Annotated in this window: 19 protein-coding genes; 8 read left to right on the plus strand and 11 right to left on the minus strand. The window is 47.3% G+C overall.

Annotated elements, in window-relative coordinates; genetic code table 11:
• Positions 1-23 precede the first annotated feature (23 nt).
• On the plus strand, positions 24-1,196 hold the full coding sequence (locus BMW94_RS02060) for a rhamnogalacturonan acetylesterase (protein WP_090993958.1): 1,173 nt from the start codon (positions 24-26) through the stop codon (positions 1,194-1,196).
• A 140-nt stretch (positions 1,197-1,336) separates the two neighbouring features.
• Here BMW94_RS02060 and mnhG read toward each other — a convergent pair whose 3' ends face one another.
• The 6 genes from mnhG to BMW94_RS02090 are packed head-to-tail and all read right to left on the minus strand — an operon-like array spanning position 1,337 to position 7,245.
• Positions 1,337-1,729: a monovalent cation/H(+) antiporter subunit G gene (mnhG, locus tag BMW94_RS02065; protein ID WP_062324636.1), complete on the minus strand. Its 393-nt coding sequence runs from the start codon at positions 1,727-1,729 to the stop codon at positions 1,337-1,339.
• Positions 1,713-1,997, minus strand: coding sequence for a Na(+)/H(+) antiporter subunit F1 (locus BMW94_RS02070; protein WP_053782045.1), 285 nt, complete (start codon positions 1,995-1,997; stop codon positions 1,713-1,715). The genes mnhG and BMW94_RS02070 overlap by 17 nt, the downstream gene beginning before the upstream one ends.
• Entirely contained in the window at positions 1,997-2,473 is a 477-nt protein-coding gene (locus BMW94_RS02075) for a Na+/H+ antiporter subunit E (protein WP_090993959.1), read from the minus strand. The genes BMW94_RS02070 and BMW94_RS02075 overlap by 1 nt, the downstream gene beginning before the upstream one ends.
• Before the next feature lie 6 nt (positions 2,474-2,479).
• Complete coding sequence (locus BMW94_RS02080; protein WP_090993960.1) at positions 2,480-3,958, minus strand: Na+/H+ antiporter subunit D; 1,479 nt, start codon at positions 3,956-3,958, stop codon at positions 2,480-2,482.
• Complete coding sequence (locus BMW94_RS02085; RefSeq protein WP_024631879.1) at positions 3,951-4,289, minus strand: Na(+)/H(+) antiporter subunit C; 339 nt, start codon at positions 4,287-4,289, stop codon at positions 3,951-3,953. Before BMW94_RS02085 ends, BMW94_RS02080 begins: the two co-directional genes overlap by 8 nt.
• 1 nt (position 4,290) lies before the next feature.
• A complete protein-coding gene (locus BMW94_RS02090) occupies positions 4,291-7,245 on the minus strand; it encodes a Na+/H+ antiporter subunit A (protein WP_090994252.1) in 2,955 nt (984 codons plus the stop codon).
• Positions 7,246-7,549: 304 nt separating this feature from the next.
• Between BMW94_RS02090 and BMW94_RS02095 the strand changes: the two genes are divergently transcribed.
• Together BMW94_RS02095 and BMW94_RS02100 are read left to right on the plus strand one after the other, a co-directional pair.
• Positions 7,550-9,196 (plus strand): sensor domain-containing diguanylate cyclase, encoded by a 1,647-nt coding sequence (locus BMW94_RS02095; RefSeq protein ID WP_090994254.1) that lies wholly within the window; start codon positions 7,550-7,552, stop codon positions 9,194-9,196.
• A 52-nt stretch (positions 9,197-9,248) separates the two neighbouring features.
• Positions 9,249-9,770, plus strand: a complete 522-nt coding sequence (locus tag BMW94_RS02100) for a hypothetical protein (protein ID WP_090993961.1) — start codon at positions 9,249-9,251, stop codon at positions 9,768-9,770.
• A gap of 98 nt (positions 9,771-9,868) precedes the next feature.
• On the opposite strand, the gene BMW94_RS02105 is transcribed toward BMW94_RS02100, so the two are convergent.
• On the minus strand, positions 9,869-10,987 hold the full coding sequence (locus tag BMW94_RS02105) for a GGDEF domain-containing protein (RefSeq protein ID WP_090993962.1): 1,119 nt from the start codon (positions 10,985-10,987) through the stop codon (positions 9,869-9,871).
• Positions 10,988-11,258: 271 nt separating this feature from the next.
• Between BMW94_RS02105 and BMW94_RS02110 the strand changes: the two genes are divergently transcribed.
• Entirely contained in the window at positions 11,259-11,516 is a 258-nt protein-coding gene (locus BMW94_RS02110; RefSeq protein WP_064638843.1) for a YolD-like family protein, read from the plus strand.
• Between the two features lie 113 nt (positions 11,517-11,629).
• On the plus strand, positions 11,630-11,755 hold the full coding sequence (locus tag BMW94_RS02115) for a dihydroorotate dehydrogenase (protein WP_090993964.1): 126 nt from the start codon (positions 11,630-11,632) through the stop codon (positions 11,753-11,755).
• Positions 11,756-11,810: 55 nt separating this feature from the next.
• On the opposite strand, the gene BMW94_RS02120 is transcribed toward BMW94_RS02115, so the two are convergent.
• Positions 11,811-13,073, minus strand: a complete 1,263-nt coding sequence (locus tag BMW94_RS02120; protein WP_090993966.1) for an amino acid permease — start codon at positions 13,071-13,073, stop codon at positions 11,811-11,813.
• Positions 13,074-13,247: 174 nt separating this feature from the next.
• Here BMW94_RS02120 and BMW94_RS02125 point away from each other — a divergent pair, with 174 nt between their 5' ends.
• The 3 genes from BMW94_RS02125 (at position 13,248) to BMW94_RS02135 (ending at position 15,864) form a co-directional block, all read left to right on the plus strand.
• A complete protein-coding gene (locus BMW94_RS02125) occupies positions 13,248-13,751 on the plus strand; it encodes a ferritin (protein WP_076291009.1) in 504 nt (167 codons plus the stop codon).
• A 407-nt stretch (positions 13,752-14,158) separates the two neighbouring features.
• On the plus strand, positions 14,159-14,899 hold the full coding sequence (locus BMW94_RS02130) for a polysaccharide deacetylase family protein (protein ID WP_090993968.1): 741 nt from the start codon (positions 14,159-14,161) through the stop codon (positions 14,897-14,899).
• Positions 14,900-14,955: 56 nt separating this feature from the next.
• Complete coding sequence (locus tag BMW94_RS02135) at positions 14,956-15,864, plus strand: hypothetical protein (protein ID WP_090993970.1); 909 nt, start codon at positions 14,956-14,958, stop codon at positions 15,862-15,864.
• A gap of 143 nt (positions 15,865-16,007) precedes the next feature.
• On the opposite strand, the gene BMW94_RS02140 is transcribed toward BMW94_RS02135, so the two are convergent.
• The 3 genes from BMW94_RS02140 to BMW94_RS02150 all read right to left on the minus strand — a co-directional run bounded on the left by BMW94_RS02140 (position 16,008) and on the right by BMW94_RS02150 (position 18,905).
• The gene (locus BMW94_RS02140; RefSeq protein WP_090993972.1) at positions 16,008-16,607 is read right to left on the minus strand and encodes a response regulator transcription factor; all 600 of its coding nucleotides are present in this window, start codon (positions 16,605-16,607) and stop codon (positions 16,008-16,010) included.
• Complete coding sequence (locus BMW94_RS02145; RefSeq protein ID WP_175480555.1) at positions 16,604-17,740, minus strand: sensor histidine kinase; 1,137 nt, start codon at positions 17,738-17,740, stop codon at positions 16,604-16,606. Before BMW94_RS02145 ends, BMW94_RS02140 begins: the two co-directional genes overlap by 4 nt.
• A gap of 106 nt (positions 17,741-17,846) precedes the next feature.
• The gene (locus BMW94_RS02150; protein WP_090993976.1) at positions 17,847-18,905 is read right to left on the minus strand and encodes a Delta(5) desaturase DesA; all 1,059 of its coding nucleotides are present in this window, start codon (positions 18,903-18,905) and stop codon (positions 17,847-17,849) included.
• Positions 18,906-19,098: the final 193 nt, after the last annotated feature.

Here is a 19,098-nt window from a genome sequence, read left to right on the forward strand (position 1 = left end):
ACCCTTGAGAGGAGAGTTTAGTTATGAAATGGTCAAAATCCGTGCGGTATTTGCTCTGTCTTACCCTGTTTACTAGTCTGATTGGAGGTGCTCTGGCAGCTAATGGCGGACAGGTCGCCCAAGCTGCTGCGAATGAGTACAAATTTGATTTTGGTGCTGGAGCAGTTGAGAACGGTTACACTGGTGTGTCAGCAACGGAGGCCTACACTTCAGCAAAAGGTTATGGATTCAATACACCTGCCAATATGCGTAATGTCACTGCCTCTGGAACGGGTGTTGCAAGTGATGCCGTTCAGTTTGTCACGTTTGGCACGAAGAGTACGAATACGTTTAATGTGGATCTGTCCAATGGTCTTTACGAGGTCAAAGTGGTTCTCGGCAATACAGCCAGATCGAGTGTGGCGGCAGAAGATGTATACCAGATCATTAATATGACGGGTAATGGGGCAACCGATCAATTTCAAATTCCGGTGACGGATGGACAGTTAAATTTGCTGGTTACGGAAGGGAAAGAAGGCACGGCATTTACACTCAGCGCACTTGAAATTCGGAAAATATCGAATCAGACGGTGACGAACCGTACGATCTATATTGGTGGTGATTCGACGGTCTGCAATTACTATCCGCTAAGCAGCAGTGTACAGGGGGGCTGGGGACAGCTGTTTCCTTCCTACGTGAATACCAGTACATTTCAGGTTCGCAATATGGCCTCTAGTGGTCAATTTGCAAGAGGCTTCCGCGATGACGGACAGATGGAAGCGATTCTGAAGTATATTAAGCCAGGAGACTATTTTATTTTGCAGTTAGGCATTAATGATACCAATGCCAAGAACAATACAACCGAAGCAGAGTTTAAGGAGATCATGCGTGACATGGTGCGTCAGGCCAAAAATAAAGGAGCCACAGTTGTTCTATCGACGCCTCAGGGTCGGGCAACTGATTTCAATTCAGCCAATGTGCACACTGCGGAGAATCGCTGGTACAATGCATCTACACGTGCACTCGCTCTGGAAGAGGGCGTGACGCTTGTAGAACTGAACAAACTCAGTTCCGCTTATTTCACTTCCATTGGACCGGCTGCAACACTGGCCTTGTATATGACAGGAGACACGCTGCATCCGAATCGGAATGGTGCTGCCCAGCTTGCACGAATCGTTGCTGCTGATCTGAGAAGACAGGGACTGAATGGATTTTGATTCGGTCAAAATATAGCTTATTTCCCCTGCTCCACGAACATAGCTTGGACTAAGCTAAATCGTATAACCCCAAAATCCCCCCCAAGACGGCCACGTAACATACGGCATGTCCCGGGGGGATTGGATTGTAAACCAAGTGACTATTCCATCATATCCTTGGCTTCATGGTTGACCTTTTTACCTTTCAAGAGTGGTTCAAGTTCATCCTGGACACTCTGTTCCCATAGGGGTACGTCTGTGCGATAGGCAGCCCGTCCGTTGAGATGTCCGGCTACCGGTGCTGTGATAAATACAAACACAATGCCAAGCAATACCCGAGCACTGATATAGTTATCGAAATACCAGAAGAAGAGAAACGTTCCGCTCAGTACACAAAGTACGCCGAGTGTCGTGCTTTTGGTGGCGGCATGTGCCCGTAAATATACATCTGGCAGTCGGATCAGTCCGAATGCGCTAAATGCGCTCAGTAATGCTCCCAGCAAGACAATGAGCCCAATGACAATTCCGGCGGTTCCGTCAACGATCTCCTTCATTTTTGAATACCGCCCCCCGTTCAATGTATCGTGCAAATGCAACTGTGCTTAGAAAAGCGAGAATGCCAATCAGCAGAATGATATCCAGATAAGCTTGGGTATGAAGCATCATGGATAGAACAGCAACGATGGCAATGACGTTAATACCGATCGTATCCAGTGCCGTAATCCGGTCGGCCATGGAGGGGCCCCGCAGCACCCGGTACAGACAACCCAGGATTGCGAGGGAGAGAATAAGCAATGAAATGAACAACAGTGAGGATAACATTATCGTGTCACCTCCATAATGGCTTTTTCGAACGTATTTTTGATATCATCACTCATTTTCTGTTCGTCTTTGATATCCAGCGCATGAATAAACAATTTGCGTTGATTCCCCGAAATTTCAAGTGGAAGGGAACCGGGCGTCAGTGAGATGAGCAGACACAGGAGTGTAACTTCCCAGTCAGAGGACAGCTGTGTCTGATAGGTAAATATGCCGGGCCGAATATCAAGCTTCGGCTTCACGATCTGGCGAATAACTTCAATACTGGCCCGTACCAGTTCCTTGAACAGCAAGGCAATCAGCTTGATGATCGCCCAGACACGAACGATATAGAAGCGTTGCGGAAAGAACCGTCGCATGCTCCCAATCAGCAGCAGACCCAGCAGATAACCCGTGAGAAAGCCAACCCCATTCCACGCATTATTCAGAAACATCCATACAAAGGCTATGATCAAATTCAGTACAATCTGAAAGGACATACGCATCTACTCCTTCAAGACTGCATCAATATAAACATTAGGATGCAGCAGAATGTCGCCTGCGCGGGAGGTCAGTTGGAACATGCCCTCAGCCCCCACACCCATCGCGATGATGAACACAAACAGAATTCCGGCAGGGATGAGCAGGCCGTTCACAGCATAAGGTCTTCTCACTGCGCCTGCTGGCGGTTCACCCCAGAACGCCTGGATGAAGATGCGAAGAACCGAATACAACATCAGCAGGCTGGAAAGGACGGCAATGCCTGTCAGACCGTACAAGCCAGCCTGTAACCCGCCCTCAAATAGCAACAATTTCCCAGGAAATCCACTGAACGGTGGTATGCCTGCCAAGGCAAGTGCACTGATGAAGAACATCCAGCCAAGCAATGGGTAGCGGTGGATCAGTCCGCCCATATTGTCGAGTTTGGAGGTGCCTGCGACCGCGATCAGAGCGCCCCCGAGCAGAAATAGCAGTGTTTTGATGAGCATATCATGCAGCATGTAGAAGAGTAGACCTTCCAGCGAAGGACGACTGGCAGCAGCCATCCCGAAGGCTACAAATCCCACCCCTGCGATGACGTTGTAGATCAGAATTTTATTGACGTCACGATACGAAATCGCCCCGATTACCCCTAAAACCATCGTTGCTCCAGCCATCCAGCCGATAAGGGCGTGGAAGAAGTCCGGATCATGATAGAAAATCAGTGTGAATGTTCGCACAATGGCGTACAGGCCAACTTTGGTCAGCAAACCGGCGAATAGGGCGGTGACCACTGCCGGAGGGGCTGCGTAAGAGCCGGACAACCAGAAGAACAGGAACAATCCGGCCTTGATACTGAATACGATCAGAAAGAGGACTGCGATCAGGGTGATGACTCCACTCTGTCCAACTTCGGCGATCCGGTTGGACAAGTCGGCCATGTTTAATGTGCCGGTAACAGAATAGAGGAAGCCAATAGAAGCTACAAAAAGCGCTGAAGATACAATGTTAATCAAGACATACTTGATCGTTTCTCGTAACTGTCTTTCCGTACCTCCCAATACAATCAGTGCATAAGAAGAGATGAGCATCAGTTCAAAGCAGACAAACAGGTTAAACAGGTCTCCGGTAAGAAACGAACCGTTTACGCCCGCAATCAGGAAATGAAAGAACGGGTAAAAATGATGTTCTTCCCGTTCCTTATTCACACTGCGGAAGGCATAGAGCAAGCACGCCAGCGCAATGATCGAAGCGGCTACGACGAGCAACGCCGATACCATATCTGCAACCAGTACAATGCCGTAAGGTGGTTCCCAGCCTCCCATATTGAGCGTCTGTATGCCGGACTGTGTCACTTGGGTAATCAGCACGGTTGAAACGGCTGCCGTCAGCAAAAGGCCAATAACACTCACAACCCGCTGGATGTTTATTCGCCGGAAGAATAGAAGGGCTATAACCCCGGTAATCAGTGGCAGCAGAATGGGCAGAACAACAAGATTATTCATAAGGACGCCCCCTTACTTCTTCCATATCGTCTGTTTTCAGCTTCAAATAGGAACGATAGGAGAGTACAAAGAAAAAGGCGGTAAGTCCGAAATTAATGACAATGGATGTCAATATCAGCGCCTGGGGAAGTGGATCAACGTAGCGTTCTGCCTGTTCCCCAAGCAGTGGCGGTGCACCTGTTTTGAGACGGGACATCGTAATCAGCAGCAGATGCACCCCGTGAGTGAGTATGGACATGCCGAGCACGATCCGGAGCAGGCTCCGCGATAAGATTAAAAAGACGGCGACTGCAAACAAAATGCCAACGGCCACACACATCAATATTTCCATATCAGCGATCCTCCCCGATCTGTAGAATGATAGTCATGGTGACGCCCAGGACGGCGAGATATACGCCGAGGTCAAACAGCATCGCGGTGGCAAGTTCCGTTTCTCCGAGTATTGGAAGTTCGAAGTAGCCAAAGGTCTGGCTCAGGAAGGGTACGCCGAACAAAAACGAACCTGCTCCAGTCAATAAGGCAATGCCGAGCCCGATGGCCGTCAAGGTGCGAAAATCGATAGGTAACGCTTTGCGTACAGTATCTGTACTGAATGCCAGCGCAATTAACACGAGACCAGCGGCCGTCACCAGACCCCCAATGAACCCGCCACCCGGGTTATGATGTCCTGCAAAGAACAGATGCAGCGCGAAAGTCAAAATGATAAAGACCACAACCTTGGTCGTCGTTTGCAATAACACATCGTTGCTTTGCAGTGGAACGGTATCCCACGTTGACGAGCTGCGTTCACGGTTGCCATACTTTTTCGTATTGTCCGCTTTGTCATCCGCATTTTCATCGGTTTCTTCAGTCGGTTCTTTCTTGCGAAATTTCAGTCTAGCGCCAAGGTCCCTCGCTTCGAGATTCAGATTAATCATGGAGTAGATGGACAACGAAGCTACACCGAGTACCATGATTTCCAGTAGGGTATCGAAACCACGGAAGTCCACCAGCAACACGTTGACGACATTTTTGCCGCCAGCCAGATTGTAACTTTCCTGAATGAAAAAGTCGGAGATGCTCTCCAGTGACGCGGTTCCGCTCGCAGCTAATGCAACAAAGGTCATGACCACGCCTACCGCAATGGCAACGACCATATTCACACTAAGATAGCGTCGGCTTGATTTGCCCCGTTGCAGCTCAGGCAGATGGTAGAAGCAGAGCAGGAACAGTGCAACGGATACCGTTTCGACAATCATCTGGGTCAATGCCAGATCCGGCGCTCGGAACAGCACGAACAGTAATGTGACGAGGTAACCCACTGCGCCTGTCATAATGACTGCGGATAGCCTGTTCTTGGCAAAAGGGATCGAAACCGCTGCTGCAATCAGTGCGACGAGCAGTACTGCTTCATAGAAAGAAAAGGGGGCATTACCCTTGAAATTCCAGGTGATGTTTTCCCCTGAGCGGAAAAAGGCATAAACCAGCAATGCAACGGTGAACGAGAAAATGTATACCAGGTAATTACGAACCGAGCCATTCATATAGGCTTCGGTCCATTTGCGTGCATAATGCTGAAGATGATCGAGTACGACATGGTACATATTGTTTATCGTTAACCCTTGTGGGTAATGCTCATAAATCGTTCTCCAGCGCGGCAGCAGTTTGTACAATGTAATACCGAGGGCGATTACACCGATGGTCATGATTAATTCTGGTGTGATGCCATGCCATAGGGAGAAGTGAACATCAAAGTGTTCATTTCCGTTCAACAGTGATGGAAGTACAGCAGCCATCGCCGGTTCAATTAATGATCCAGCCAGCAGATTCGGGAATAGACCGAATATGATCACCAGTATCCCGAGAATAACCGGAGGAATCAACATGCCAACGGGAGCTTCATGCAGCTTCTCGGCAGGAATCTCGCTGCGGGTACGACCAAGGAACGTTTTGAACACAATAATAAGCGCGTAGATCAGAGTGAACACACTTGCAAGCCAGGCGAACACAGGCAGGAGTACACTCCATGATCCGAGTCCAAAGATGCGGAGGTGTGTTACTTCCACCATAGCCTGGAAGAACAGCTCCTTGCTTAGGAATCCGTTAAACGGCGGAATTCCGGCCATGGCGAGTGCTCCGACGAGCGCTACCGTAAAGGTCACTGGCATATATGAAGCAAGTCCGCCGAGTTTCCTTATGTCCCGCGTGCCTGTCTCATGATCCACAATGCCAACGACCATGAACAGTACCGCCTTGAAGGTAGCGTGATTAAACAGATGAAGCAGTGCTGCCGTAATGGCAACCGTGTACATCGCGGAGGATTCGCCATATCCGAAATAGATGGCCGCCGAGCCAACGCCGAGCAAGGACATAATTAGACCAAGCTGGGAGATGGTAGAATAGGCCAGGATGGCCTTAAGATCATTTTTTTTCACGGCAAGGAATGATCCATAACACAGGGTGAGCAGTCCAACCCCGGTGACGAGCCAAAACCATAATCCCTGTCCACCAAAGATGGGTGTAAACCGGGCGACGACATACAGCCCCGCCTTGACCATGGTCGCCGAATGCAGATAGGCGCTGACGGGTGTTGGAGCTTCCATGGCGTCAGGCAGCCAGATGTGGAACGGAAACTGCGCCGATTTCGTAAAAGCCCCAATTAGAATCAGCACAAGAGCAGGCAAGAATAGTGTACTGTCCTGAATCTGTCCCCATTCCGTAATGGTTGCCCGAATGCTGAACGTGCCCGTCATGAGATACATCAGCATGAATCCGGCAAGCATGGCGAATCCGCCAAATACGGTAATGAGGAACGACTTCTGTGCGCCTGAGGTGGATTCTTTACGTTTGTAGTGAAAAGCGATCAGGAGAAAGGACGTAATACTGGTCAACTCCCAGAATCCATACAACACAATCATATTGTCAGACAGCACCACGCCAAGCATGGCTCCCATAAACATCAGCAGATACAAGTAAAAACGGTTTAAGGCTTCTTTGGTATCCATGTAGAAAATGGAGTAGAGGACCACCAGCGTTCCTATTCCGGTGATTAACAATGTCAGCAGCAAACTTAGACCATCCAGATATAGATTAAATCCAATGTCCAGTGACGGAATCCAGGGGATATACCCGGATACCGTATTCTGCTGAGACACGGCGGGTACGAGGCTCGCAAAATAAACAAATAATAGGGCCGGGACAAGTAAAACCAGCCATCCCATATGTATTTTACGGAAGAAACGATGCAGCATGGCAAGTACAATACCAGCGGCAAAAGGCAGAATCACAGCAACATGAAGCAGGCTCAACATAACACCCCCAATGACTGAATTTCTAAAGCTCTTTGTTGTGGCAAACCGTGCTCATATGGCTCTGTGAGCATGCTTGCTCTCTATATTCATAACCCAAGTATGTATATACAGAATCGTGACTATTCTTTGAATGGAAGAAACACGGTGCGAATAGCGTTCCCATATTGTATGGATATGTATAATGAATACAGACATTATTTCCGATAAAGATGAAAACGAATAGGTGACATCCCGTAGTTCTTAACAGCATGAAATGATGTTGAAAAAAGCAAGCTGGTTTCACCGTTTATTGGAGGAAATTATGTCATTCAAGCTTAAAACTGTACTAACCATGACCTTCGCTGTGTTATCCCTGCTGGTCACATTGACGATTGGTTATATTCTCAGCCAGAAATCCTCTGTCGCTGTGGAAACCGAAATTGGTCACTCGCTGACGAGCACAGCTTCTCAGACCTCGGACAAGCTCGATCGCTTCATGTGGACGCGTTCAGGGGAGCTGGAGCTGCTGGGGCGAATGATTGCCCTCGAGGACCGCTTCGAACCTGCCGAAATGCAGGTGCTGCTCAATCAGCTACAAGATAGCTTTCCCACTTTCTCATGGGTTGGATTCATGAATCCAAAAGGAAAAGTGCTGGCTTCCACAAGCGGCATATTGCGCGGTGAAAATTTATCGGAACGACCTGTGTATCAGGAGGGCATCAAGGGTAAATTTATTGGAGATGTCCATGATGCAGTTCTTCTGGCGAAGCTGCTTCCAAACCCAACTGGCGAACCACTGCAATTTGTCGATATCAGCTTTCCGGTGAAATACAAGAACGGAGAGATTGCTGGCGTGCTTGCAGCACATTTGAGCTGGGCTTGGGCGAAAGAAGTGGAGGAAAGTGTTCTGGAACCGTTGAAGCATGAGGAAAAGGACATTGAGATGTTTATTGTCAGTCAAAAGGAAAATACGGTGCTGCTTGGTCCAAAAGAATGGATTGGCCGACCCTTGAAACTATCGGGTATTGAAACGGCGAGGCAGACTAAAAGCAGCTGGGCCATAGAAGAGTGGCCGGATGGTAAAGAATATGTTACGGGACTTGCAACCAGTCAGGGCCATCTGGACTATCCGGGTCTTGGGTGGACAGTAGTTATTCGTCAACTCAAATCAACGGCGTTTTCTTCCGTATCAGACATGCTTTGGTTTAATGTGTGGGCAGGACTCTCGGTTACAGTGTTGTTTGCACTTATTGGCTGGCTGATCTCTCGCCAGATCTCGGCCCCGATTGCGCGACTGACTCAAGTAGCGAATCGACTTGGTGCCGGAGAACAAATACAGATTCCGGAAAATCGAGGTTTCAGGGAAATTGAAGTGCTGTCACGTTCCCTGGGAGATATGTTGACTTCGCTGACGAATAAAGATTCGGAACTGGTTGTTATGCAAAATCTGGCACATTACGACCAATTGACGGGAATGCCGAACCGTACTGCGCTCGAACTCTATCTGGAGGAATCCTTGGAGATGGAAAGTGAAAATCACACGTTAACGTTCCTGTATATTGATTTGGACGGATTCAAAAGCGTGAATGATACGCTTGGACATCAGACCGGAGATGTTCTGCTGCAGAAAGTGGCTCAGCGCTTGACCAGTCTCAGTCATGACAAGGGGATCACGGTAAGGCTTGGCGGAGATGAGTTCCTCATTGTGCTCCGCTCCGTGGGAAGCAATCCAAGAGAGGAAGCACGTACTTATGCAGAAGATATCATACAGAGCCTGAATAAGCCGTTTATTATTGAATATGAGCGAATTCATATTGGCTGCAGCATTGGAGGCGCCGAGTATCCGACCAACAGTGGCAATCCAAGTGAAATTATCCGCATGGCAGATGAGGCGCTGTATGAATCGAAACGTACGGGCAAAAATAGAATGACATTCTATACAGAATTGAAGAACACAGTTAGAGAATAATATAATATAAAGTAAGAGGTAACTGATTAGCATACAGGCAAGGAGCGATGAGATGTCTGGAAAATATACCAATGTACCCTATGGCTATGAACCTCCTCCGGCTACCCGTAAAGGCACACTGATTTTCTATGATTCATTTGAGCATGTAACGGATGAACAGCTTGAACGCGCCGCTGCTACTGCGAACCAACGTTCTTTTGTGCAACTTGTACTCTATCCGTTGCATGAGAATACAGTGAAGCGAATGAGCAAGGACGGTGTGCAGGCATTTTACAAAAGGGAAGACCGTCTTCATGACTGGAGGAGGGAGCATGCATCCTTCCGTGTACGGGTGGAAGGCTGGGAAGGCAAGCGAAAGAAGTATACGCCGATCGAAGCAGCGCTGCGTCATATGGCAGAGGAATATCCCGCTCCCCATTTCCTGTATCTCACGGTGGAGATGGCAGATCAGTTCGCATCATTTGACTCGTTCAAAGATTGGATTAAGGAAGTACGTCTGATTATTGATGGAGAGCCCGTCAAGCTCCACCCCAAGCTGGAGCAAAATACACATCGCTGGGAATGGGCAGAGTGAACCGGTAAATTCGGAGTGACGATTAGCAATAAAAAAGTAGTGCTGTACAGCCGGTTTCCCGGTGAGCAGCACTACTTTTTTGCATTTTGTATGGAGTACTAGACCAGATCAAGGGACGTCATCGTTTTATTTTTCCCCGTTCGTTTGGCGGCATAGAGACATGCATCCACTTCCTCAAACAGCTTGTCCTTAGACAGATGGGAACTGTAGCTTTTGAGTCCGACACTTACCGTAATATAAGCGCCTTCAAGCTCCAGATGAACGATACGGGCAATCTTCTTGCGGATCTGCTCCACCAAGGCATAAGCTTGCTCGAAGGGTTGCTCAAACATTAAGAGTGCAAATTCTTCTCCACCATAACGCGCTGCGATATCGCTTGATGTGATGTTCTCCTGAATGACCAGGGAGACTCTCTCCAGAATGGCGTCTCCCACTCGATGCCCATATGTATCATTAATGGACTTGAAGTTGTCAATATCAATCAGAGCTAAATGCAGACTCATGCCATTATTTGCGTACTCAAACGCTTTTTCATAGTAGTCCTTAAAGGAGCTTTGATTATACAGATTGGTTAAGCCATCTGTCTTGGACTGCTTGCTCATAATTGCGTTTCGCACAATCAGATCCTGCTTGGCAAGCATACTGGCCTGAAGATCATCCAGTACCTCGACGCCGCTCGTAACAATCAATTGCGCAACATATGTACCTACAATGAGAAAAGCCGGAATGGAAACCATGTCAAACGAAGATAAATACAGCCGATAGGCTGGGTCACAGAGTACGATGACATAGCCAATCATCTGCATGAGGCATACCGTCCATACCCGTTTCTTGTTGAAGAACAGAACCGAAGCAAAGATCGGCAGCAGACATATGGCCAGTATAATGCGAATGTCGTAATTGACACGTATGATGGTCCAGGCAATCACCGTGCTGGCCACGGACATGGAATAGAAGGAGAAAAAACTGAAACGGCGTTCCACCCAACTGGCGATCAGAATGGATAAAGCGCTGGCTAATGTAGGCAAAAATAATACATGGATCATGAAGTCTTCCGGGGTGCGATCATAATCGAGAAACAGAAAGCAGCCTATTTGAATGACAACATGTGTTAAAATGACGACCCAGTAAGCGCGAAGCATTTTTTTAATCCATTTGGAATGCTTGAATTCGTACTCGGTTGGGATATGGTTGCTGCGTGAATGGGGACTCTTCAATATATCACCGCTGACTGCATCATAATGATACGACAGACGCTGCTCTCGTATACGTCAATTATAAAACACATTGCGCGAAACGCAAATCATTTAATTTGTTGTGTGAAAACTTATCTGACATCTTATAACGTGTTATCATCGATGAATTATTTGCTTGATTTCTGTGACATGACATTACACGAAGGTGAATGAATGGTATACTAATTAAATATGACCTCGGCAAATAACCCGTGGATTCGGGCGTCGGATTAGCTATAGAGGAGGCCGTACATTGGCAAAAGCAAAAGTTGCAAAAAGACCTACCCGGGATGAGTTTGAACTGGAAGAGTTGGGGAACCAACTGGTTGAGGCGTATCAAGAACGTTCGGAAGTGCTGCTGACCGTATGGGGTAAGGAAGATCAGGTTCATGGGGTGATTGTGAAGCTTGATTCACGTACTCGGCTAGTGCATGTGGAGTATACGGAAGAGGAATTTACGGCCAAAGTGCCGTTCTTGGACATTATGCGTATTGATTCACCACGGTACTGAACTGAACTGAATTGAGTTAGGTAATAGCATTTGAACAATGCGGGCATCCGCCCTGTCAAATCCATTCTCCCTGCATAAGATAACCCATACCTGTTGCAGAGGGGGTACGGTCAATGAGCGAAGTATTAGCTGGTGAAGGAAGAGGCTACGGCTATGGATATGGAGGTTTTACTTCTATAGGTGCCATTCTGGTTCTGTTCATCCTGTTGGTTATCATCTCCAAAGCATTCCTGGTATAATTATTATTCCAGATCAATAAAGGAAGCTCTGCCATCGCGGCAGAGCTTTTTTTGTTTATATATTATGTTGTCGTTTGCGACTGATCAATCCGTAGAGAACGACGATCACCACCGGGTAGAGAACAGCCCATCCGGCAAAAGGGAACACAATAGCTGTCGCCACAAAGGAAATCCAACTGATGGTTACCCCAGTACGACTGCCCTTAAGTAATTTAATGCCGGCTGCGCATCCACCAAGATAGGTGAGAATGAACGTTGCATTAGGCAACTGAATAAGTGTGGTGAGTGACACCAGACCTGATCCGTAGACACCCAACACAAGAGTGAAGCAGATGGCCAAGAATCCGATTGCAGCAATTGGTGTTTGGTAACGACTGGATAAGCGGGACATCCATTGTGGTGCAGATCCTTGTTTTGCCAGTGCATAGGCGACACGGGAAGCAGCACCAGCGTAGGCAATGACCGTAGCGGTGCAAATGAATATGCCAGTTAGCCCAGCAAGTAATCCTCCCCAGGAACCGAGAGCCTGACTAATGATCCATACGAGGGAGACATCTGCTCCGCCATGAAGGTAGCTTTGAGTTCCGACTGTCGCCAGTGCAGTCAGAAAATAGAGCACCCCTACAATGATGGCTGCGATCGTTACGCCTTTAATAGCCGCCTTGCGTGGATCAGTAAATTCTTCAGACAGGTGAGATACAGCTTCCCAACCGATAAAACACCAGAACAGAATGGCTCCAGCCTGGCCTACGCTGACCCAGCCACTCGGCATAAAAGGTGTGAAATGTATGGATTGCATATTCGGAATAGCAAATACAAATGCCATGACGAGCACGATAATAATTGCCAGCACAACGCCAATCTGTACCTTTCCGGCGACCTGCATGCCTACAATGTTAATGATCAATCCGGCCGCGAGCATGAGGGCAGCAATCACTGTTCTGTATCCTTCCCCGATTCCCAGCGCAGCCGTCATATAGCCTGCACCTGTAAGGGCAGCCACGGGAGCACCGATGGGAACGGACATGAGAAAGAACCAGCCCACTACGGCTCCTGCCCGTTGTCCAAAAGCGAGGGTAACGAAATGAGAAACGCCGCCTGCGTCCGGGTAACGGGCTGAGAGCAGTCCCATGGACAGGGCAAGCGGGAGAATTAGCAGCACCATGCCTCCCCAGGCGAGAAGTGAAGCCGGCCCTGCCAGTTCGGCAGCAAGTCCGGGTACGATCAGGACACCTGAACCGAGAACTGCACTTATATAAAGCGCAACAGCTTGCGGCATACCTATCGTTTTTTTGAGCTGCGAAGAAGATGTGTTCATGAAATAAAATGGCCTGCCTTCCAGAATGAAATGATTATAGAGCGAGAACTATGTAATTATATAGGAAGAGATGCAATCAGTCATTGGCGAATTTTGTAGAAATTTCGATGTCAGTCTTGTGGACGTTATGATAAAATAAAACCATCCCTAGAGAAAGAATGAGGTGTATGCCTAATGAGTAAAGAGTTGACAGAAGCTTTGAACGAACAGATGAACTTCGAATTTTATTCGGCTCACGTATATCAGGCGATGGCCGCTTACTGTTCCGGCGAAAGCCTGGACGGATTTGCCAACTTCTTCATCGTACAAGCAGAGGAAGAGCGGTTCCACGCGATGAAAATATACAAATTCCTGAATGACCGCGGACAACGCGCAACCCTTGCTGCATTGCCAGAGCCGAAGAATGAATATTCCTCGATGCTGGATGTATTTGAACACGGATATGCACACGAGCAGCAAAACACGAAGAAATTCTACAATCTGGCAGACATTGCTCTGAATGAGCGTGAACATGCCACGATGTATTTCCTGAAATGGTTCATCGATGAGCAAGTTGAAGAGGAAGCTCTGTTTGATAATATCATCCAGAAGTTGCGCCGCATCGAAAAAGACAGCAATGCTTTCTACATGCTGGACGCCGAATTTGGTAAACGCTCATTCACAGCTCCTGCGGAGTAAGAGGGGACTAAGCAAAAGTAATCAGGATATATTCGAATATATTTGAACGACACAAAAATCGATCTACATATGAAAAGTCTGCTTTCGAGCAGGCTTTTTTGTTATATCATTTTAAGCTTCTTCGCTTGTTTCATATCAATTCCAGACATGAATCTATCAGAACCCACAATTTGGGTTAATAGAATATATGTCAACATTGATCTATCCCGACGGATGTCCTTTTTCGAGCAAATCTATCAAATTCGTTTTATTTTTTTGGGTAATCTGACAAAAGTGTAACTCGAACGTAGCATTTGAAACGAGAATGGGCCGCACTCTTTTTGATAGTATTAGGAATATCGCCAAGGGCTGCAATGAGAGAAACATAGACACCCGGGGAAATACAAGACATAAGGGAGACTTTTATTATGCTACATATTCGTAAAACGTTCATCACCGCACTTGCTATTCTATTGATCATTCCGTTGCTATTGCCGCAGTCGGCTTCGGCTGCATCATCCGCATCTAAGAATGCTGGAAATAAAGCGAGCTCCAAGATCATATATCTAACTTTCGATGATGGGCCCACCGCTCACACGGGACAATTACTGGATATTCTGGATCAGTACAATGCCAAGGCGACATTCTTCATGCTTGGACCTCAGATGGAGAAGTTTCAGAAGGCGACCAAGCGTATTGTTGCAGACGGACATGGACTGGGCTTGCACGGCGTAACGCATGTTCCCGGTAAATTTTATAAATCCGCATACAGCGGTTTGAAAGAAATGCAGCAGGCCAATGAAAGCTTGAACAAAGTGGCAGGTGTCAAAACCAGTCTCGTTCGTACTCCATACGGCAGCAAACCGTATCTCAAACCGGCATATCGCAATGTTCTACTGGGTCAGGGTGGATTCCATCTGTGGGACTGGAATGTTGATTCCGAAGATTGGAAATACAAGAAGGATCATCAGAAAGTCTACAACAGCGTGATGAAGCAGATCCATAATGTGCAAAAGAGCGGAACCACCCCGGTGGTACTGATGCACGACCAGGAAGCGACATTGAAAGTACTTCCGCAAGTGTTAAAAACACTGAAAGCAGAAGGTTACCAATTTGAGGTGCTGACGAAGAAAATACAGCCCGTGAATTTCTGGAATGACAAACGTTAAAATGCTGCCAGATAACCAAATAAGCTAATCTCAATACCAGTTTCAAGGAGGACAACATGAGTAAACCTAAATTATGGATGACGATTCCTGTGACGACAGCAGTCCTGCTTGCTCTTGCGGGATGTGGTGGCCAGGATACCCAATCATCATCAACGGACAACATGTCCCCTGCGGTTGGCGAACAGGTTCAATCGGGCAGTGGAGGAGCTGATTTCTCCAGTGGAACCGAAGATAACGGAACAGATACAACGGAAACAACCGGGAAGGAAGGTTCTGCGGGAAGCGGGACATCGAGTTCGGAAACGGGCAGTAGCGGTCAAACCCAGCAAAGTGGGAACGATGTCATTCAGGACATTCGCAGTCAGCTGAAGATGAAGAACGCTTCGTTACCTACTTCATTTTCCCTGGAAAAGGGGAAACATCTGACTGCATCGATCACATCGAATACTTCAGATGCGTTCCACATTAACTTTTATTCCACTGACCAATCTGTTGCGGTTAACGATGCTTCGTTGACGGCCTCTGGCAGCAAGGTACCTGTTCTGGCATCCTATGAAGTGAAGACGTATAACGACCCGAACAGTACGGATATTTTCCCTGAGACAGATTTGAAAGACATTCCTGAGGACATGACTATGGATCTGGGACATGACATCAAGGGTGTGGCTGAAGGCGCGGCGGGCAGTCAGTATCTGACATGGACAGAAGGGAGATGGACGCTTCAAATTCGCTCGGTTTCCGAAGATAACATGAATAATCCGGGGATTGCGAAGAAAATGGTGGAATACCTGGAGTCCCATACACTGCCTGCACCAAAGGATAAAGGATTCGTAAATGTCGAGTACCCAAGTGGGGGGAAAAGCGTGAATGTAACGATCTCCTGGCAAGATGGCAAGCAGATTCATCAGCTCCAGACCGAGCAGGTGCCACTGGAAGCTTTGGGCATGGTTGTTTCTGTAAAATAAGCAAGGCTTTAAGTCAAGGCTTCAAAAGGAAATAGGCTGGTCGGAGTGAGTACTCCAGGCCAGCCTATCCTTGTATAAGCAAGGTACACCGATGGGACGGTGAACCTTGCTTATTTATGTTTCATTGGGTTAAAGCGGTACTTTCATTTAAACCACCCTTTTTCTTTGGAACGGGTAATGGCTTCAATGCGGTTACTCGCATTTAACTTGTTGAGGATAATAGAGATGTAATTTCGCACCGTACCGGTTGTAATAAAGAGATGTCCGGCAATTTCCTTTGTATTCTTTCCGTCTGCCATCAGGCCGAGAACGGCATTTTCCCGTTCGGTCAACGGGTTCTCCTGTACATAAGCCTCGTCCACCAGGTCGGGTGCAAAAATACGTCTCCCATTCATGACCTGACGGATTGCTTCGGCCAGTTCCTCGATCGGGCTATCCTTTAACAGATAACCGCGTACGCCGCCTTTCAAAGCACGTTCAAAATATCCGGTCCGGGCAAAGGTTGTCAAAATAATGACTTTACAGCTCATGCCTTTAAGTTCCTCAGCGGCCTCCAGGCCACTTTTGACTGGCATTTCAATGTCCATCAGACAGATGTCTGGTGTATGCTCCCTGACGAGAGCAAGAGCCTCCTGTCCATTGCTTGCGCGTCCTACCACTTCCATATCCTCTTCCAGATTGAGTAGGGAAGACAATGCCCCCAGCATCATACGCTGGTCTTCGGCGATTACGATCCTGATCATTGTTCATCCTCCTTTATCGGTTTGCGGACCAGCTTGGGAACATGGATGACAATGCCTGTACCTTGCATGTCTGTTCCGGAGCGAATATCCAGACAACCGTTCACAAATTCAAGTCGTTCTTTCATACCCAGGATTCCGGTACCGCGTCGTTCTTGCTTGCGGGTACGTTCTATTCCGACTCCGTTATCCTGAACCGTTAATACATTATCGGCCAGTGTCTCCTCGATACGGATGGTGCACACCGTTGCCTGACTGTGTTTGACGACATTCGTAACGGCTTCTTTCAGACACATGCCGAGCACATTTTCATTCAGCTGTGACGTATCCTGCAACTTCGGATTGCCTTCCAGTACAAATTCAATGGAAGCGGCTTTCAAAATCTGTTCGGCACGGAATAGTTCATCCACCAGTTGTGTGCCACGCATGTTGGTAACCATTTCCCGGACTTCCTTCAGGGCTGTACTTGCCGTCTGCCTCAGATCGTTCAGCTCAATCTCGGCTTGATCAGGATTATTGCGGAGCAGACGCTTCGCCAGATCGGTTTTCAGACCGATGAGAGAGAGCTTTTGTCCAAGTGTATCGTGCAGATCGCGTGCGATACGTTGCCGCTCTTCCATTTTCACCAGATCATCCAGCCGTTTGTTGGCATTCTCCAGTTGGCCTTCCAACTGTTCACGCTTGTTTTTGTTATACGTACTGATCGGAAGCAGAATGGATGCCATGAGACTAATGAATACAAACGGAAACTGACTGAGCAGCAGGGTGCTCTGCTTGATGAAACTATAATTGATGCTTAGAAAACTGGCTGCCAGATTCACCGAATAAAGGGTGAAGAAACCGGCTTTATTTTTAATATTCCCAATAAAGAAAGCAAGAAACAATGAGAAATAGGCATAATCATAAGCGATGGTCATCGTAATTGATATGGCAATCAACAGTCCAATCCACATATACACCTGCCAGCCCTTTGTGATGAAGGCAAGCAGATAACAAACAAAGAAGAACAGAATGATGAAAATTCCCGCCACCGTGGGCCACAATTTGGAATATTGTGAAATATAATAGAAGGGCAGGATGAAAAAGACGAGCCATACATACGGATTCAAACCTGTATTTTTATAAAAGAGCTGCATCCACTTTTGAATGAAAATTCTCCTCCTCGGACTTGCATTGTACTCAAACTTAGCCTGACTTTAGCATAAACTTCAGCCTGAATACAAGAAAACGAATCCGACAGAGTTAAGGCTTCTCTGTCAGACCCGCTGGGTTGTTTACTCGAATTGGCGGTTGAACGTAAGGCTTGCGAGATAAGCGTTTGATCTCTCTGAAACTGACAAATTGCTTGGATTCTTCGTCCCACAGACGGAAGCGCAGGGCAGCCAGACTAGAGCGCAGCGTAATCGTTGTAGCCTTTTGCAGTGGCGGTGTTGCATTATGTGCTTCTTCCAAATAATAGTTGGGAACACGCGGGCTCAAGTGATGCACATGGTGGAACCCAATATTGCCACTAATCCATTGCAGCAGTTTAGGCAATTTGTAATATGAACTACCTTCTACAGCAGCCTTCACATAACTCCATTCATCTTCATTCTCAAAGTACGTATCTTCAAATTGATGCTGTACGTAGAACAGCCAGATGCCGAAGAAACCGGAGAAGAAAAAGACGGGTGCCTGCACCATGACAAAAGCCTGCCAGCCGACGAGCCAGCACATAAAAGCATAGAGGCCAACGATCAGGACTGTTGTCAAATGGGTATTGATGCGTTCTTTGCGTCTTGCACCCTTACGGTTAAAACGATAAGCGAACAGAAACACATAAATCGGTCCAATACCGAATAAAACGACAGGATTACGATAAATCCGGTAGAACAGACGACCCCAAGGGGAAGCAGCTTTGTATTCCTCAACCGTCATTACCCAGATGTCACCAACACCGCGTTTATCCAGATTACCGCTGGTTGCGTGGTGAATGGAATGCTCGTTTTTCCATTGCAGATAAGGCGTCAGGGTTAATACACCTGTAATGGTGCCGAGAATGTCATTGGCACGCTTGCTTTTGAAGAATGAACCATGACAACAGTCATGGAAGATGATAAACGTTCTGAGGACAAATCCCGAGGCTACGAGGGCAATCGGAAATGCCAGCCAGTAGGACACAGACAGACTGTAATAGGCTGCGGCCCACAATAATAATAGTGGGAGTATGGAGTTGACTAATTGTTGGATACTTAGGCGAAGATTATTTTTCTCATAAGGGGTCACTTCTTTTTTAAGGGCCATTTCTTTGGTTCTGCTCATAGACGTACTTCCTCCTTCAATGGTCAATAACTGTAATCAGTTCTAACCTAACGCTTCCTGGGAAGATGTCTCCAAGTGAGGCGTTTTTATCATTGTATAAGAATGCGTCCAGTGCAGTAAGTCATAAGTGTCAGTACACTGTAATGATGAATATCAATGATGACCCATGACATTTGTCATGGGTGGTGAAGTG

Origin of the sequence: Paenibacillus sp. OK003, assembly GCF_900109515.1 — a bacterium.
GTDB lineage: Bacteria > Bacillota > Bacilli > Paenibacillales > Paenibacillaceae > Paenibacillus > Paenibacillus marchantiae.

Excerpts from the sequence above, each read along its gene's own strand:
- BMW94_RS02060 (WP_090993958.1), top strand. The coding sequence starts at position 24 with ATGAAATGGTCAAAATCCGTGCGGTATTTGCTCTGTCTTACCCTGTTT.
- mnhG (WP_062324636.1), bottom strand. The coding sequence starts at position 1,729 with ATGAAGGAGATCGTTGACGGAACCGCCGGAATTGTCATTGGGCTCATT.
- BMW94_RS02070 (WP_053782045.1), bottom strand. The coding sequence starts at position 1,997 with ATGTTATCCTCACTGTTGTTCATTTCATTGCTTATTCTCTCCCTCGCA.
- BMW94_RS02075 (WP_090993959.1), bottom strand. The coding sequence starts at position 2,473 with ATGTCCTTTCAGATTGTACTGAATTTGATCATAGCCTTTGTATGGATG.
- BMW94_RS02080 (WP_090993960.1), bottom strand. The coding sequence starts at position 3,958 with ATGAATAATCTTGTTGTTCTGCCCATTCTGCTGCCACTGATTACCGGG.
- BMW94_RS02085 (WP_024631879.1), bottom strand. The coding sequence starts at position 4,289 with ATGGAAATATTGATGTGTGTGGCCGTTGGCATTTTGTTTGCAGTCGCC.
- BMW94_RS02095 (WP_090994254.1), top strand. The coding sequence starts at position 7,550 with ATGTCATTCAAGCTTAAAACTGTACTAACCATGACCTTCGCTGTGTTA.
- BMW94_RS02100 (WP_090993961.1), top strand. The coding sequence starts at position 9,249 with ATGTCTGGAAAATATACCAATGTACCCTATGGCTATGAACCTCCTCCG.
- BMW94_RS02115 (WP_090993964.1), top strand. The coding sequence starts at position 11,630 with ATGAGCGAAGTATTAGCTGGTGAAGGAAGAGGCTACGGCTATGGATAT.
- BMW94_RS02120 (WP_090993966.1), bottom strand. The coding sequence starts at position 13,073 with ATGAACACATCTTCTTCGCAGCTCAAAAAAACGATAGGTATGCCGCAA.
- BMW94_RS02125 (WP_076291009.1), top strand. The coding sequence starts at position 13,248 with ATGAGTAAAGAGTTGACAGAAGCTTTGAACGAACAGATGAACTTCGAA.
- BMW94_RS02130 (WP_090993968.1), top strand. The coding sequence starts at position 14,159 with ATGCTACATATTCGTAAAACGTTCATCACCGCACTTGCTATTCTATTG.
- BMW94_RS02135 (WP_090993970.1), top strand. The coding sequence starts at position 14,956 with ATGAGTAAACCTAAATTATGGATGACGATTCCTGTGACGACAGCAGTC.
- BMW94_RS02140 (WP_090993972.1), bottom strand. The coding sequence starts at position 16,607 with ATGATCAGGATCGTAATCGCCGAAGACCAGCGTATGATGCTGGGGGCA.
- BMW94_RS02145 (WP_175480555.1), bottom strand. The coding sequence starts at position 17,740 with ATGCAGCTCTTTTATAAAAATACAGGTTTGAATCCGTATGTATGGCTC.
- BMW94_RS02150 (WP_090993976.1), bottom strand. The coding sequence starts at position 18,905 with ATGAGCAGAACCAAAGAAATGGCCCTTAAAAAAGAAGTGACCCCTTAT.